This window comes from Terriglobales bacterium, from assembly GCA_035543055.1.
GTDB lineage: Bacteria > Acidobacteriota > Terriglobia > Terriglobales > Acidobacteriaceae > JAIQFD01.
Genome location: DATKKJ010000017.1, coordinates 1 through 14,852, shown reverse-complemented (window position 1 = coordinate 14,852; position 14,852 = coordinate 1). Strand labels below are relative to the sequence as shown.

General features: G+C 66.3%; 10 protein-coding genes. All 10 read left to right on the top strand.

From position 1 onward, the window contains the following. On the top strand, nt 1-804 hold an 804-nt coding region (locus tag VMS96_01075; protein ID HVP41989.1), incomplete at its 5' end, for an ABC transporter ATP-binding protein. Between the two features lie 43 nt (nt 805-847). Then, nucleotides 848-1,657 carry a UDP-2,3-diacylglucosamine diphosphatase gene (locus tag VMS96_01070; protein ID HVP41988.1) on the top strand — a complete coding sequence of 270 codons (810 nt, stop codon included), beginning with the start codon at nt 848-850 and terminating at the stop codon, nt 1,655-1,657. A 394-nt stretch (nt 1,658-2,051) separates the two neighbouring features. Next, complete coding sequence (locus VMS96_01065) at nt 2,052-3,371, top strand: family 1 glycosylhydrolase (protein ID HVP41987.1); 1,320 nt, start codon at nt 2,052-2,054, stop codon at nt 3,369-3,371. An 816-nt stretch (nt 3,372-4,187) separates the two neighbouring features. After that, entirely contained in the window at nt 4,188-5,288 is a 1,101-nt protein-coding gene (locus tag VMS96_01060; GenBank protein ID HVP41986.1) for a hypothetical protein, read from the top strand. Between the two features lie 22 nt (nt 5,289-5,310). Beyond that, entirely contained in the window at nt 5,311-6,528 is a 1,218-nt protein-coding gene (locus VMS96_01055) for a toxic anion resistance protein (GenBank protein ID HVP41985.1), read from the top strand. A 13-nt stretch (nt 6,529-6,541) separates the two neighbouring features. Next, complete coding sequence (locus tag VMS96_01050; protein ID HVP41984.1) at nt 6,542-8,110, top strand: substrate-binding domain-containing protein; 1,569 nt, start codon at nt 6,542-6,544, stop codon at nt 8,108-8,110. Continuing rightward, nucleotides 8,097-8,759: a hypothetical protein gene (locus VMS96_01045; GenBank protein HVP41983.1), complete on the top strand. Its 663-nt coding sequence runs from the start codon at nt 8,097-8,099 to the stop codon at nt 8,757-8,759. The genes VMS96_01050 and VMS96_01045 overlap by 14 nt, the downstream gene beginning before the upstream one ends. A gap of 621 nt (nt 8,760-9,380) precedes the next feature. Continuing rightward, the gene (locus tag VMS96_01040; protein ID HVP41982.1) at nt 9,381-10,706 is read left to right on the top strand and encodes a glycerophosphodiester phosphodiesterase family protein; all 1,326 of its coding nucleotides are present in this window, start codon (nt 9,381-9,383) and stop codon (nt 10,704-10,706) included. Between the two features lie 176 nt (nt 10,707-10,882). After that, on the top strand, nt 10,883-11,755 hold the full coding sequence (locus VMS96_01035) for a thioredoxin domain-containing protein (GenBank protein ID HVP41981.1): 873 nt from the start codon (nt 10,883-10,885) through the stop codon (nt 11,753-11,755). A 502-nt stretch (nt 11,756-12,257) separates the two neighbouring features. Further along, nucleotides 12,258-14,774 carry an alpha-glucan family phosphorylase gene (glgP, locus tag VMS96_01030; GenBank protein HVP41980.1) on the top strand — a complete coding sequence of 839 codons (2,517 nt, stop codon included), beginning with the start codon at nt 12,258-12,260 and terminating at the stop codon, nt 14,772-14,774. Nucleotides 14,775-14,852 lie beyond the last annotated feature (78 nt).

Below are 14,852 nucleotides of genomic sequence, written 5' to 3'. Positions count from 1 at the left end.
GAGAAACGGAACGTCGGCATGGTCTTTCAATCCTACGCGCTGTTCCCCAACATGACAGTGGCCGAGAACATCGGGTATGGCCTGCGCATCCGCCGCGCCCCTGTCGCCGCACTCCGTGCGCGCGTATCCGAGATGCTGGCCATGATGCGCATCGAACCGCTCGCCGACCGGCGTATCGAGCAGCTTTCGGGAGGCCAGCGCCAGCGCGTCGCCCTGGCGCGCGCCCTGGCCGTGCGGCCCCGCGCCATCCTGCTGGACGAACCCCTGACGGCCCTGGACGCCAAGCTGCGGGACACGCTGCGGCTGGAGATCGATGGCCTGCTGCGCTCGCTCGGCATCACGGCCATCTACGTGACGCATGACCAGGCGGAGGCCATGGCACTTGGGGACCGCATCGTCGTGATGGATCGCGGCCGCGTGGCCCAAGTCGGCACGCCCCGCGAGATCTACCACCGACCGGCGAACCGCTTCGTGGCGGAATTTATCGGAAGCCTGAATCGCCTGACCGGGGCCGTGCAGGGCGGCGTCTTTGTCTGCGCGGCCGGCACGCTGCCTTGGCAGACAGGCGGGCCCGCCGTCCGGGAAATCCTGTTTCGGCCCGAACGGACCCACCTCATTCCACCTGAGGGAGCCTCCCTACGTGGCACCGTGGCCGCGGCCTTCTTTCTCGGCGACCGCACCCGCCTCTTCGTCGATGTCGGGGAGGGGCAGCCGGTGATCGTCGAGAATGGCCAGCGACGGGAGTTCGTTCACGGAGAGGCTGTCGGGCTCCAGGTCGAGCCAGGGGACGTCTTCGTCCTCTAAGGTGCGCAGCAGTGCTCGTTGCGCAGATCAGCGCCTAGTCCATATGGAAAAGCCCATCGTCGGGAAGCCAAAGCCGTACATCAAGTCGCTGTTCGTGAGCGACCTGCACCTCGGGTTTTCCACTCCGGCATGGGCCGAGGAATTCGACCGCTTCCTGCGGAGCGCGGCCTTCCCGAACATCTTCCTGGTCGGCGACATCATCGACGGCTGGAAGCTGAACGGACGGAACCGGTCGAAGTGGGTGCAGGCCTACAACAACATCATCCGCACCTTCCTCTCCGCGGCCCGGAAAGGCGCTCGGATTCGGTACCTCATCGGAAACCATGAACCCAGCCTGCGGCCCATCGACCTGGACAACGTGGTGCTCGACTACGAAACCACGACCGAGATCCACGGACGAAAGCTCCTGGTCATCCACGGGGACCGGTTCGACCTGTTCGTCCGGCCCTCCATGCTGTGGCTCGCCCACCTCAGCGACCACGGCGACGCCTTCCTCTTCTGGCTCCAGCACGTGCTCAGCAACCGGGGGCTCCGGTGGTCGTTCCGCCAGGCGATCCGCACGAACGTCAAGAAGCGCACGGCCATGATCTCCCGGTACCGGGAAGCCATCAAGCGGTATGCGCGCTCGAAGGGATGCGAGGGGGCAATCGTGGGGCACACGCACCACCCCGAGCTGCGGGTGGACCCCGACGGGTTCCTCTACGGGAACTGCGGGGACTGGGAGGAACATACCGCGATCATCGAAACTGAGAAGGGCCTCGCCCTGATCCGGTACGACTGGCAGACGCATATCGTCCTGCAGGAGGTTGCGTGGGCCCCCCGGGAAGAGAACGTCGGGGTTCCCGTGGCCTGAGGCGCTTCCAGGCTGCCCACGGTGCCCGGGCGGTCTCCGGCAGTCCGCAAAACATCTTCCCATCGTGTATTCCGCTCTGGTAAACTTTCTATTTTCGCCGCGTATAGTCACCGGTGGCACAGGCACGTGTCCGGGTCCATGGTTGCGGCGCACCGTCGGCCGATGCACTTCCCCGATCAAGGCGCCGTCGTCGCGGCGCCGGAAGTGGGTGGGTTCCGTCACCACGACGAGCGGCGCGCCGCATGACGTCCGTCGGAAGATGGATGTTCGCGCACGACAGGCGTAGCTGGGGCAGCAGGACGGGGGGCCTGATCTTCGGCCCCCGCTCGGTCTGGCCAAACACCCGGAACCGCACGAGGGCGCTCCAGGCGGCGCTCGGCTTGGTTGGACAGCAATGCATCGTCACGAACACTCTGCCAACACGACGTGCGGAGCCGCCAACGCAAGGCGGCTGAAGTTTCCCGAGAATTTCTTGTGGGGAACGGCGACGGCTCCGACCCAGGTGGAAGGCCACGTCGACAACGAGTGGACGGATTTCATCGCGCAGGACGGCGGCGATTGCCGCATTGCCTGCGACCACTACCACCGCTATCCCGAGGACATCGAGTGGATGTCCCGGCTGGGCGTGAATTCCTACCGCTTCGGGATCGAATGGTCGCGGTTGCAGTCCGCGGCGTTCGCGCCGCTGAACCAACACGAACTCGCGCGCTACTTGGACGTGCTCGACCGGCTGCGGGCGGCCGGCATCACGCCCATGGTCGTGTTGCATCACTTTTCCAATCCGCCGTGGATCCATTCCGGCGGCGGATGGCTCAACCCGCAGACCGTCGCCGCCTTCGTGGACTACGTCGGCAAACTGGTCGCGGCCCTGAAAGAGCGCGTGCAGTTGTGGAATACCTTCAACGAGCCGGACACGTACGCGGCTCTGGCGTACGTGCTGGGCGCCTATCCGCCCCGGCGGAAATGGCAGCTCGGCCAATTCCGCCAGATTATTCACCACATGGCGCGCGCCCATGAGCAGGCGAGCCGCATCATCCGTCGCGACGGCGTTGCGACTCGCGAGCCGCAAGTGGGCATCGCGAAGAACTGGACCTTCTTCCACGCCTACAGGAGGTTTTCGCCCTGGGACCGGCTGACGGCTTCCCTCTGCCATTACACTTTCAACAAATTCGTGCTCGATGCCTTCTTGGGTGGCGGCAGACGGCAGGCTTCGACTTTCATCGGATTGAACTACTACGGGCGCGTGCGGTTCCATCATTTTAGCGCCATGATTCCGGCCGGCGGCGCCCCGGTGAAACGGTTACAGGATTTTGGTTTTGTCTGTGATGACATGATGGAGCGCTACCCGGAAGGGCTGGGAAAGATTCTCGCATATTTCAACCTACGGTTGCGGCTGCCGATTTACATCACCGAACATGGGGCGGCGTCAGCGGATGAACAGTTTCGGGAGCGGGACCTGCTCAATTACCTCGCCGTGCTGGGAGGCGCGATCGCGCGGGGCGCGGATGTGCGGGGCTTCTACTACTGGTCGCTGGTCGACAATTTCGAATGGCAGTTCGGCTACTCGAAGAAATTCGGGCTGCTGAGCGTGGATTTCAGCGACAAGGCCCTGCCGCGCGCGATGAAACCGCTGGGGGAAATCTACCGCCAGGTGTGCCGGGAGAACTCCATCAGATTGTCCTCCCCGGATATTCATAGCCCACGTCCCGGTTGATCTTTCCCCTCCCGATCCTCCAGGGTGTGCGGAGGCCGGCCGGTCATCATCCTGTGTGGAAGGATCGCAAGCGATTGGAGTGAACCCGGCAGGTTGCGCAGCCCCACCCGGAGGCAGTCCGTCCGCGACGATGGCGCCCTGATCCGGCGGCTGCACCGGGCGCCCGTCAGGCGCATCCCTGGCTAGCGACAAGGGGCGGTGGTGGTAGTACGTAGAGTATCTCGCGAGGACTTGGCGGCAGTGGTCCTCGCTGAACAGGATCACGTGGCCCAGGCACTCCCGGCTAATGCTCTCCATGAGACGGTCCGCTGAGGGATTCTGCCATGAACTCCGCGGGGGCGTGAGCACGTCCAGCTTGCCCTAGTCGGCGACCCTGCGGACAAAGGCCTGGCCGTAGACTCCATTCCGATCCAGGCGGAGAAACCAGGGGACCCCTTCCCACATCCTCTTCTCCCGCTGCCCAGCTTCGCCCCGCTTGGGGAAACGGATGACACTCAAACCGCCTTGCGCTGTCTCCGGACCTTTCTGTGCAGAAATGCTCTTGCGATTGACGGGTGGGCTAGCATTCGCTAGGCTTCCCCGGGGACAGCACCTGCTCACGGACGACCAAGTCTTTTCTGGTCCATCCAACCAGGAGGCCAATGAGCCGTTTCCGCGTCCTGCGAGACTCGCACCGCCTCAGCCGGTCGATTGCCTTCGGACCATCGCGCGGGGACAAGGCAGAGGCGACTACGCGGCTCGACTGGAAATTGACATCCCCGGCGGGCCGGGATACGCTCTTCGGGACCCCGTGAGCTCAGGGGGGGTGAGGCGCACATGCGACGAGCGATCGGTCCTGTGCTGGCACTCTTGCTGGCGCTCGGCGTCGGGGGAGCCATCTATCTCTCCGCCCACCGGAAGGCGGCCGACGACCAAGCGAAGAGCGCGGCCTCCCGGCAGGTGATGCTCCGCGGCATGATCGGCTCGGAGAAGGAGGGCTTCTTCGCTGACGAGCGCGTGGTCGAGGCGCTTCGGAGCCACGGACTCCTCGTCCACGTCGAGAAGGTCGGCTCCCGGCAGCTCGCGCTGCGCCAGGACTGGAAGAGCTACGATTTCGGCTTCCCGGCAGGCACGCCGGCCGCCCTCAAGCTCCAAGAGACGGTCCACGCCCGCCAGCTGTTCAACCCCTTCTTCACGGTGATGGCCGTCGCCAGCTGGAAGCCGCTCATCCCGGCGCTCGAGGCTAACGGTCTCGTCCGGGCCGAGGGCGGATACCAGGTGTTCGACATGGGGACCTTTCTTGGCCTTGCGGCCAAGGGCACCCGCTGGCGCGACCTCAAGGCCAACCCAAGTTACGCCACGGGGAAGAGCGTCCTGATCAACACCACGGACGTCCGGACCTCGAACTCCGGCGCCATGGCGCTGAGCCTCGCTAGCTACGTGGCAAACGGCAACAACGTCATCCAGACACCGGGGGAGGCCAAGAAGGTCCTCCCCCTCGTCTCCCAGTTGTTCCTGCGCCAGGGGCTGCAGGAGACCTCGACCGCGGGCCCGTTCGAGGACTACGTCACGATGGGGATGGGGAAGGCGCCTCTGGTCATGGTCTACGAGGCGCAGTTCCTCGACCACCTCGCCCACACCTCTTCCCGCAACCCCGACATGGTACTGCTCTACCCCTCGCCCACCATCTTCACCAAGCACACGCTGGTCCCCTTCACCGAGAACGGGACGCGGCTCGGCGAAGCCCTCGCCACCGATCCGACCCTCCAGCAGCTCGCCGCCGAGTACGGGCTCCGCACCAGCAACCCGGAGCACTTCGCCGGGTTCCTCAAGGCCCACGCCCTGGCGGCGCCGGCGACACTCCTCGAGGTCATCGACCCGCCGAGCTATGAGATGCTGGAATATATGATCCAAGAGATCGAGAAGCAGTTCCGTTGACCGAGGACAACAGGAGGCGACGATGAGCGAGACCGCACCCACTCCAGCGCCCCCCACTCAGGCCCTCGTCTTGCAACCGCCCGAGGCCCTCCAGCCCGTCACGCCGGCCGAGTCCCCAGACAAGGTGCCCCTCGACCCCGCCGTACAGCAGGCCGTCGACCGGCAGGTCGAGGGCTTCATCAGCGCGATGCTGGCCGAGCCCAACGTGGAGAGCGAGGGCTTCAAGGCCAAGGTGGACGCCGCCTTCCGGCTCGGGCGGGAGGAGATCGCGAGTGCCGCCTCCCTCATGACCGGGCGCTTCATGGAGCGGAACTTCGTCGGCCTCGAGACGTCGGCCGCCTTCAAGGCGATCCAGGAGCTCCGGCAGCGGCTCGACGAGTTGAACCCCGGCCACGAGGGGAACCTCTTCGCCCCCCAGAAGCTCCTGGGCATGATCCCTTGGGGCAACAGACTGCAGGCCTACTTCCGCAAGTTCCAGTCTGCGAGCGCGCAACTGCAGACCGCCATGCAGCAGGTCTACGCCGCACGCGACGACATGCAGCGAGACGCGGTCGAGATCGAGAACGTCAAGGCCAAGCTCTGGGACTCCATGACGAAGCTCAAGGCCGCGATCCACTTCGCGACCGAGCTCGACCGCCGGCTCGCCGACCGGCTGGCTCCCTTGAAAGCCAATGACCCCATGCGGGCCCGCGCGCTCGAGCAGGAGGTCCTCTTCTACGCCCGCCAGAACCTCCAGGACATGCTCACCCAGCAGGCGGTCAGCGTGAACGGGTACCTCTCGCTCGACATCCTGAAGAAGACCGCCCGCGAAATGGTCAATGGCTGCAACCGGATCGCGACGACCGGCATGTCGGCCCTGGCCACCGCCCAGACGGTCGCCCGCGCCACCGGCAACCAGATCCAGGTCATGGAGATGCTCCAGGGGGTCTCCGGCACCATCGGCGACCTGGTCAGTGAGACGTCCCGCCAGCTCGGCGCCCACGTTGAGCGAACGGGGGAGTTCGCGAGCAACCCCCTCATTGCGATCGACAAGCTCCGGGAAGGCTTCGACAACACCTTCAAGGCGATGGACGCCATGGACAGCTTCCGCTCGAAGGCCATCGAGGTGATGGGCCGGAACAACCAGCTCATGCGGGAGCAGATCCAGCGCGCGGAAAGCTATCTGGATCGCGTCCGAAGTCAGCAAGCCCGGGCCGCGGTCGGCCCGACGCCCACCATCGAGGGTCCAGTCAAGCTGTAAAAGGAGGTCCCCGATGCGACGGCTGGTCATCCTCCCACTCGCTTGCGGGCTTCTGCTGGCCGCCTGCAGCCAGAGCAGCCCGCCGCCGGGGCCGCGTCTCTCGGTGCTCGCAGGATCCGAACTCAAGGACATCGAGCCCCTGCTCCCCAAGGTCCAGCAGCGCACCGGCGTCCGCCTGGAGCTCCGCTACACGGGCACGCTGGAAGCCGTGGACACCCTCCAGGCGGGCGAGGCACTCGACCTCGCCTGGCTGTCGAGCAACAAGTACGCGCTCCTCACCCCGGGAGTGAAGGAACGGGTCCGAGCCTCCGAGCGGACCATGATCACGCCCGTCGTGCTCGGGCTCAAGGCGAGCAAGGCAAGGGCGCTGGGCTGGGCCGACAACCCGAATGTGACCTGGAAGGACATCGCCGAGGCCGCCGGCAAGGGGCGCTTCACCTTCGGAATGACCAGCCCGACCGCCTCCAATACCGGGTTTTCCGGTCTGCTCGGCCTGGCCGCCGCCCTGTCCGGCAAGGGGGACGCCCTCGACGTCTCGGACATTGACGGCAAGCAGCTCGCCGCCTTTTTCAAGGCCCAGCGGCTGACCGCGGGGAGCTCCGGCTGGCTGGCCGACGCCTACCTCAAGGACCAGGACCAGCTCGACGGCATGATCAACTATGCCAACGTCCTCCTGGCCATGAACAGAGGCGGGAAGCTCCACGAGCCGTTCGCGCTGATCTACCCCAAGGAGGGTATCCTCACGGCCGACTACCCACTGATGCTGATCAATGCCGGCCAGCGGGAGGCCTACGAAAAGATCGTCGCCTACGTGCGGAGTGCCGAGTTCCAAAAAGCGATCCTCGAGACGACGCTCCGGCGCCCGATCAACCCCGAGGTGCAGGTCGAGGCCGGCCTGTACCCGACCACGCTGATCGAACTTCCGTTCCCGGCCAGCTACCGGGTCGTCAACGCGATCCTGGAGGCCTTCGACAACGAATTCCGCCGCCCGGCCGACGCCACCTTCGTGCTCGATACCTCCGGTTCGATGGAGGGTGCCCGCCTCGACGGCCTCAAGACCGCCATGCGACTCCTGACCAACCCGGACCCTTCTGCCGGCGGGCGGTACGCCCGGTTCAGGCAGCGGGAGCGCATCGTCCTCGTGCCCTTCTCCAGCAGCCCTGGCACGCCCGCCACCTACACGCTGGGGTCGGCCGACCAGGCCAACGCTCAGATCCTGGCCCGGGTGCGCCAGAGCATCGACGGGCTCAGCGCCGGCGGGAAGACCGCGGTGTTCAGCAGCGTCCATCAGGCCTATCAGGACGCCCTCGCCCGCAGGCGCACGGACAAGGTTGACCGCTACTACTCGATCGTCGTGCTCACCGATGGCGAGAACAACCGGGGTGAGTCGTGGCGGGAGTTCGAGCGCTGGTACCAGTCGCTACCACCCGGGGACCGCGGCCTCCGGGTGTTCACGATCCTCTTCGGCGAGGGAAAGCCCGCGGAGATGGAATCCCTGGCGCACCTGACCGGCGGCCGGGTGTTTGACAGCCGCACGACCGCGCTCAGCGCGGTCTTTCGAGAAATCCGTGCCTACCAGTGATCCGGGCCTCCCCCTGAAAGCGCGGGCGCTGCTCTTTCTCTATGGCACACCCAACATCGTCGGGTGCCTGCTCGCCCTCGGCGGGCTCGGCCTGTTCTTCGGCGGGCTCATCGCCGACTGGTGGCTCCCAATCGTGGCCGGACTCTACGGGGTGGGCTGGCTCGCTGCGCCCAAGCGACCCCAGCTGGCCTTGCCGCCGCAGGAGCCGGCCGCTCCGAAGTCCCTGCTCGAGGACGTCGATTGCCTGATCGCACGGTGCAAGAAGCAGCTTCCGGCCGAGGCCCTCACCAGCCTGCAATCTATCCGGGAGACCCTGGTCACGCTGATGCCCAAGCTTCAGGGCCTGGCCGATTCGGGCACCATCCCCATGGAGCAGGTCATGACCCTCACCAATGCGGTGACGCGGGATCTCCCGGCCACCATCGCCAACTACATCCGGCTCCCCCAAGCCTACGCCACCCTCCACCAGATCGAAAGCGGAAAGACGGCAAAGGCGCTGCTGCTGGAACAATTGGACCTCCTCTCGGGGCAGCTCAAGAAGATTGCTGACTCGGCGTTCCAGGAGGACGCCGAGGCCCTGGTCGTGAACGGCCTCTACCTGCGCGAGAAGTTCCACACCACCGGGTTCCTCCCAGCCAAGGTTGGATAGAGCATCAGGGGTCACCCTGGGCAGGAGTGGCCCCGGCGCTCGACACGGCAGCGGCGCACCTCGACGTGGATAGGGAACCTGTCCTTCCCGAGAAGCCAGCTTACACCGAACCTCATGCGGCCCTCCCTTCATGCCGGTGAGTCAACCCAGCCACTCCCAGCAGCGCGATGGGGGCTCCTTGATCGGGAACTCTACTGTCCGCCGATCGGGACTATCCATGGCCAGAGATAGCTACGACGACCCGAAGGGTGCCAACGCTCGGGTCTATGCGGGCGCGCGCAACGCCATCATCCTGCCCTGGTGGATTCAGGGCTTACGCAGTGCACGGAGCCGGACTCCCCCTGCATCAGATCTGGAACCAGCGTGAGCTCCGAAAGAGCAGAGTCTATCGGCGCGCAACGCGGCGCAGAGAGGATTTTTCCGAACCAGAAAGGGTGACGCATGGCGCGGGAGGATCAGGAAAGAGGTCGATAACGAAGCCAGGAATTCCCCCCATTCTCATCGAGGCGACCCGAAGTCTTCACGCAATCTTCACGCACACCACATCGGACCTTCGGTATGGTGATCTCGCGCGCGCAGCACCCACCATACCCACCACACCCACCAGAGGAGGCACGACAAATGTCTGCATACTGGCCTCTCCCGTGGTTCCACCTGCGTGGCACATTCCTGACAGTTTCGTTTGCCGCGACGCTCGCAGCGGCGCCGGCAGCGTTCGGCGGCGACTGGCCGCACGGCGACGACCCGAAGGGCCCGCACATCGAGCTGGGTCCACGCCCGTACTATCTCGTGGAGAAGATGGACGATAGCCTGCTCAAGCGAAGACTCCAGCAGTGCACGGAGCGGACGGAATTCCAGCGGACCGACTTCTCGATCGGGCACCGCGGCGGCGGGACGCTGCAGTTTCCAGAGGAAACCAAGGAAAGCCAGGAGGCTGGCGCCCGCATGGGCGCGGGCATCCTAGAATGCGACGTGACCTTCACCAAGGATGGGGGAATGGTCTGCCGCCACGACCAGTGCGACCTGCACACCACAACCAACATCCTCACGACGCCGCTGGCGAAGCAGTGCACGCAGCCGTTCAGTCCCGCCGAGTTTGACGCCGCCGGCAATCGGATCAAGACGGCGTCGGCCCTCTGCTGCACGAGCGACCTCACGCTTGAGGAGTTCGAGTCCCTCAAGGGCAAGATGGATGCCTCCAATCCCAACGCGAGGACCCCGGAAGAGTACCAGGGCGGCACCGCGAACTGGCGGACGGACCTGTATAACACGGGCGGGACGGTTCTCACCCACAAAGAGTACATCGAGCTCGCTCGATCGCTGGGCGCGAAGTTCACGCCCGAACTGAAGGGGCCGAACCGCAGCGCCAAGCTGCAGGTGGAAGACGTCTTCGGAAGCCAGGCTGCCTATGCCCAAGCCATGATCGACGAGTACCGCCAGGCCCGCATCCCGCCGAAGGATGTGTTCGTGCAGTCGTTCAACAAGGAAGACATCCTGTACTGGATCAAGCACGACCCGGCGTTCGGGAAGCAGGCGGTCTACCTGGACGACGCCAACGTGCCAGCAGAACTGCCGAACCTCGCCGAGTTGCAGGGGTACGCCAAGGACGGCGTGCGGATCGTCGGGCCGCCGATGTGGGCCCTCGTCACGGTGGACTCGCACGGGCGCATCGTGCCCTCCGAGTACGCCAAGAACGCGAGGAAGGCGGGCCTCGACATCATCACCTGGACCCTGGAGCGGTCCGGCCGGATCGTGGAGGACGTGCTGCCGACCAAGGGCACCGCGAGCCCCTCCTACTACTACCAGACCACGCTGGACGCCCTGCACAACGATGGCGACATCCTGGTCACGCTGGACGTACTGGCCAGGCAGGTCGGCATCCTGGGTATCTTCTCGGACTGGGCGTCGACCGTAACGTACTACGCCAACTGCATGGGATTGAAGTAGATCCGAACCGGCGGACGGGGCGATGTCCCCGTCCGCCTCCTTTCGGAGGTTCGCGCGCAGTGCCTCCAGGACATCGGGTACCCCCCGTGCGTGTGAAACGGCCACTGGCGCCCGCGCCGGTCCCTCGGGTGGCGCCTGTTCCAGGGAGCAGCCTCGCAGGGAAAGACAAGGACCCCATGGTGACCCCCACAAACGCCGTGGCAGGGTCACGGCCGGCGGAGGAGGGGCGGGGATCGAGGCGACGCTCTCTTCTGCCTGCCATCGTCGGGATCGGGCTCGCGCTTCTCAGTATCGCCGGGGGTGCGCTCGCGGCGGCGCCGACCCCGGGCGATGTCGACGCGATCCTCGAGCGACTGGAGGAGAGCGGCGCCCTGGACCGCGCGATTGAGCGCGGGATCGAGCGCTACATTGTCAAACAGCGTGAGCTGGAGAGGCAGCGGCTCGAAGCAGAGGCCGCCCGGCTCGCCAGAACGGCCCGGAACGCGCGGCCGGTCGACCCAGCGCGGGATCATGTCGAAGGGGATCCCGACGCCGAGATCACGATCATCGAATACAGCGATTTCGAATGTCCGTTCTGCAAGGCGTTCTTCGACATCCCGCGCACCGTTGTGAAACGGCAGGCCGGCAAGGTGAATCTCGCCTGGAGGCATTTTCCCTTGAGTCTTCACAATCCGGCCGCGGAGCGGGAAGCGCAGGCGGCCGAATGCGCCGCCATCGCGGGTAGTGCGGCCGCCTTCTGGGCCTATGCCGAACAGATCATGACCTTGACGGCGTCCAATGGAAAGGGCATTCCGCAAGATGGCGGCAATCCCTTGGTGACGGTCGCCAAGCGCCTGGGTATCGATGGCGCGCGTTTTGAGGCGTGCCTGGCCTCCGGGCAAGGCAGGCAGCGCGTTGCAGACGATCGCGACGATGCGCTTGGAGCCGGCATCACGGCGACCCCGGGTATCATCCTCCGACATCACAAGACGGGTAAGATCATCGCCTTCACGGGCGGGGTGTCGATAGGCCGCCTCGAGAGTCAAATCCAGGAGTTGCTTGCACCATAGCCCCGGTTCGCGCCGCCCTGACGAACCGGAGCGCGCCGGAAGCAGACGATGCATATCGCCTCGCGGCCATGTGCCGCCGCGCCGCGGGTCTTCCTCCAGGCTAACACGGAAGACTCACGTCCGCATCCTGTGGCCGCTACCTCCAGCGCCTCGCGGCCCCGGCGGCCGCTCCCTTGGTCGAAGGCGGCGAGCGGATAAAGGCGAGCTGGACACGATCTCTGCCGACGGCCCAATCCCTCCGGCGATTTGGAGCGCGTAAGCCCCACCCCATGTCCGGCTTTGCCTGATTTCCAGGTGACCTGACCCATTGTCTGACCCTGTCCCAAGATTCGGTCAGAATTTCACCGGCAATTCATCTGGGCGAAACACACAAGGCGGACACTGCCTTCCCTTTCCCCGGAGACGTCCAGAATTGCCGAGGGGGAGACATGCATGGCACCCTCGCACCCACCTGCCAGTCCGCCACACCGTGTGGGGCACTCTCAACCAATGGAGGCGCGTTATGTCCTCTGAATATGTCCGCCGTCCCCTGCCCGCCCCGCTCGAGCGCCTGGCCGAGCTGGCCTTCGATCTGCGACTGATCGGCAGCAAGACCATGTCCGGGGTCTGGCGACGGCTGGACCCCGACGCCTGGATCCGCTGCAACAACCCGTTCATGGTCCTGCAGCACGCCCACCAGGAGCGCCTGGACCAGGCGGCGGCGGACGAGTCGTTGGTCGCCGAGCTCGCGCGCTGGTTCGACCGGCAGGCACAGTACATGCGGAGCCCGGGCTGGTTCGGCGAGCGCCATGCGGACTCGGCGCTCAAGGGCGTGGCCTACTTCAGCATGGAGTTCGGGCTGAGCGAGGCGCTGCCGATCTACTCGGGCGGCCTGGGGATCCTGGCCGGCGACCACCTGAAGAGTGCCAGCGACCTGAACGTGCCCCTGGTGGGGATCGGGCTGCTCTACCAGCAGGGCTACTTCCGCCAGGTCCTGGCGGACGACGGCTGGCAGCTGGAGGCGTTTCCCTTCAACGACCCCAGCTCGCTGCCGGTCACGCCCGTGCTCGACCCCGACGGGCGGTGGCCGCGGGTACGGCTGGAGCTGCCGGGCCGCACGCTCTTTCTCCGCGTGTGGCGCGCCCAGGTCGGCCGGGTCACCCTGTACCTGCTGGACAGCAACCACCCGCTGAACGGGCCCTGGGACCGCGGCATTACGGCCAACCTGTACGCCGCCGGGAAGGAGAAGCGGCTGCTGCAGGAGCTGGTGCTCGGCGTGGGGGGCTGGCGCCTCTTGGAGAAGCTCGGGGTCGACGTCCAGGTCTGCCACCTGAATGAAGGCCACGCGGCCTTCGCCGTGCTGGCCCGCGCCACCAGCTTTGCCAGCCGGCACGGCGTCCCCTTCCCGGTGGCCCTGCAGGCCACGCGGGCCGGCAACGTCTTCACCACCCACACCCCGGTCGAGGCGGCCTTCGACCGCTTCGAGCCGGCGCTGGTGCTGAAGTTCGCGGAGCCGTTCGTGCGCGAGACGGGGCTCAGCCCCGGGCAGTTCCTCGCCCTGGGCCGCAAGAATGCGGACGATCCGAGCGAGCCCTTCAACATGGCGTATCTCGCGCTGCGCGGCTGCTGCCATGCCAACGGGGTGGCGCGCCTCCACGGGCGCGTCAGCCGATCGCTCTTCCGCGAGCTGTTCCCAGGCTGGCCCGAGGCCGAAGTGCCCATCGGGCACGTCACCAACGGGGTGCATGTCCCGACCTGGCATTCGGAGCCGGCCAGCCTGCTGTGGGCGCAGGCATACGGCGCCGACCGCCCCTGGCTCGGCGACCTGGCCGGCGCGGCCCGCGCGGTGGAGCAAGTCCCCGATGAGCAGCTCTGGGACTATCGCGCCGAGGCGCGCCAGACGCTCGTGGACTACGTCCGGCAACGCCTCGAGCGCTTTCGGCGCGAGCGCAACGCGCCGCAGGCGATGATCCAGGAAGCCCGCCATGTGCTGGATCCGAATGTGCTGACGCTCGGCTTCGCCCGGCGCTTCGCCGAGTACAAGCGGCCGAACCTGCTGCTCTGCGACCGCGAGCGCTTCGCCCGGATCCTGCGCAACGAGGAGCGCCCCGTCCAGATCGTCGTGGCCGGCAAGGCCCACCCCAATGACGAGGGGGGCAAGGCGATGATCCAGCAGATCGTCCAGTTCTCCTGGCGGGAGGACGTCCGCGGCCGCCTCGTCTTCCTGGAGGACTACGACCTGGTGCTCGCCCAGCACCTGGCCGCCGGGGTCGACGTCTGGATCAACAACCCGCGCCGGCCGGCGGAGGCCTGCGGCACCAGCGGGATGAAGATGCTGGTGAACGGGGGGCTCCACTGCTCAATCCTGGACGGCTGGTGGCCGGAGGCCTATGCGCCCGAGGTCGGCTGGGCCATCGGGGACGAGAGTGAAGGCGGCGGCGAGCGCGACGGGGCGGACGCCGAGGCCCTGTACCGGCTCCTGGAGCAGGAGATCACCAAGGAGTTCTACGACCGCGACGAGGCCGGCCTCCCCCGGGCCTGGATCGCCCGGGTGCGGCGCAGCATGACGCGGCTCACCGCGCCGTTCTCCAGCGACCGCATGGTGCGCGAGTACGTCGAGCAGGCCTACCTGCCGGCGGCCCGCGCCTACCGCAAGCGCGCCGCCGACGGGGGCCGCCTGGCGGGCGAAATCACGGCCTGGCTGGCCAAGATCGACGAGGAGTGGCAGGGCGTCAAGTTCGGTCGTCTCACCGTGCATCAGGCCGACCAGCAGTGGCAGTTCGAGCTGGAGGTCATGCTGGGAGGCCTCGGGCCGGAATGTGTGCGGGTGCACCTGTACGCGGAGCCCGAGGCGGGCGGTCCGCAGGTGTGCCTGCCCATGCAGCGAGTCGGGAAGCTGCACGGGGTTGTCAACGGCCACCTGTATCGAGTGGCTGCCCCCGCCCAGCGTCCCGCGGAGCACTACACCCCGAGGATCGTCCCGGATCATCCGGACGTCGGCATCCCGATGGAGAGCGCGCGAATCGTCTGGCGCGCTTGACTGTGGTTCGTACTGAGAGACCACTCCGGGCGTTGAACATCAGTTGGGGGATCACATCATGGATCCGATAGGCGAGTC

Excerpts from the sequence above, each read along its gene's own strand:
- VMS96_01070 (HVP41988.1), top strand. The coding sequence starts at position 848 with ATGGAAAAGCCCATCGTCGGGAAGCCAAAGCCGTACATCAAGTCGCTG.
- VMS96_01065 (HVP41987.1), top strand. The coding sequence starts at position 2,052 with ATGCATCGTCACGAACACTCTGCCAACACGACGTGCGGAGCCGCCAAC.
- VMS96_01060 (HVP41986.1), top strand. The coding sequence starts at position 4,188 with ATGCGACGAGCGATCGGTCCTGTGCTGGCACTCTTGCTGGCGCTCGGC.
- VMS96_01055 (HVP41985.1), top strand. The coding sequence starts at position 5,311 with ATGAGCGAGACCGCACCCACTCCAGCGCCCCCCACTCAGGCCCTCGTC.
- VMS96_01050 (HVP41984.1), top strand. The coding sequence starts at position 6,542 with ATGCGACGGCTGGTCATCCTCCCACTCGCTTGCGGGCTTCTGCTGGCC.
- VMS96_01040 (HVP41982.1), top strand. The coding sequence starts at position 9,381 with ATGTCTGCATACTGGCCTCTCCCGTGGTTCCACCTGCGTGGCACATTC.
- VMS96_01035 (HVP41981.1), top strand. The coding sequence starts at position 10,883 with ATGGTGACCCCCACAAACGCCGTGGCAGGGTCACGGCCGGCGGAGGAG.
- glgP (HVP41980.1), top strand. The coding sequence starts at position 12,258 with ATGTCCTCTGAATATGTCCGCCGTCCCCTGCCCGCCCCGCTCGAGCGC.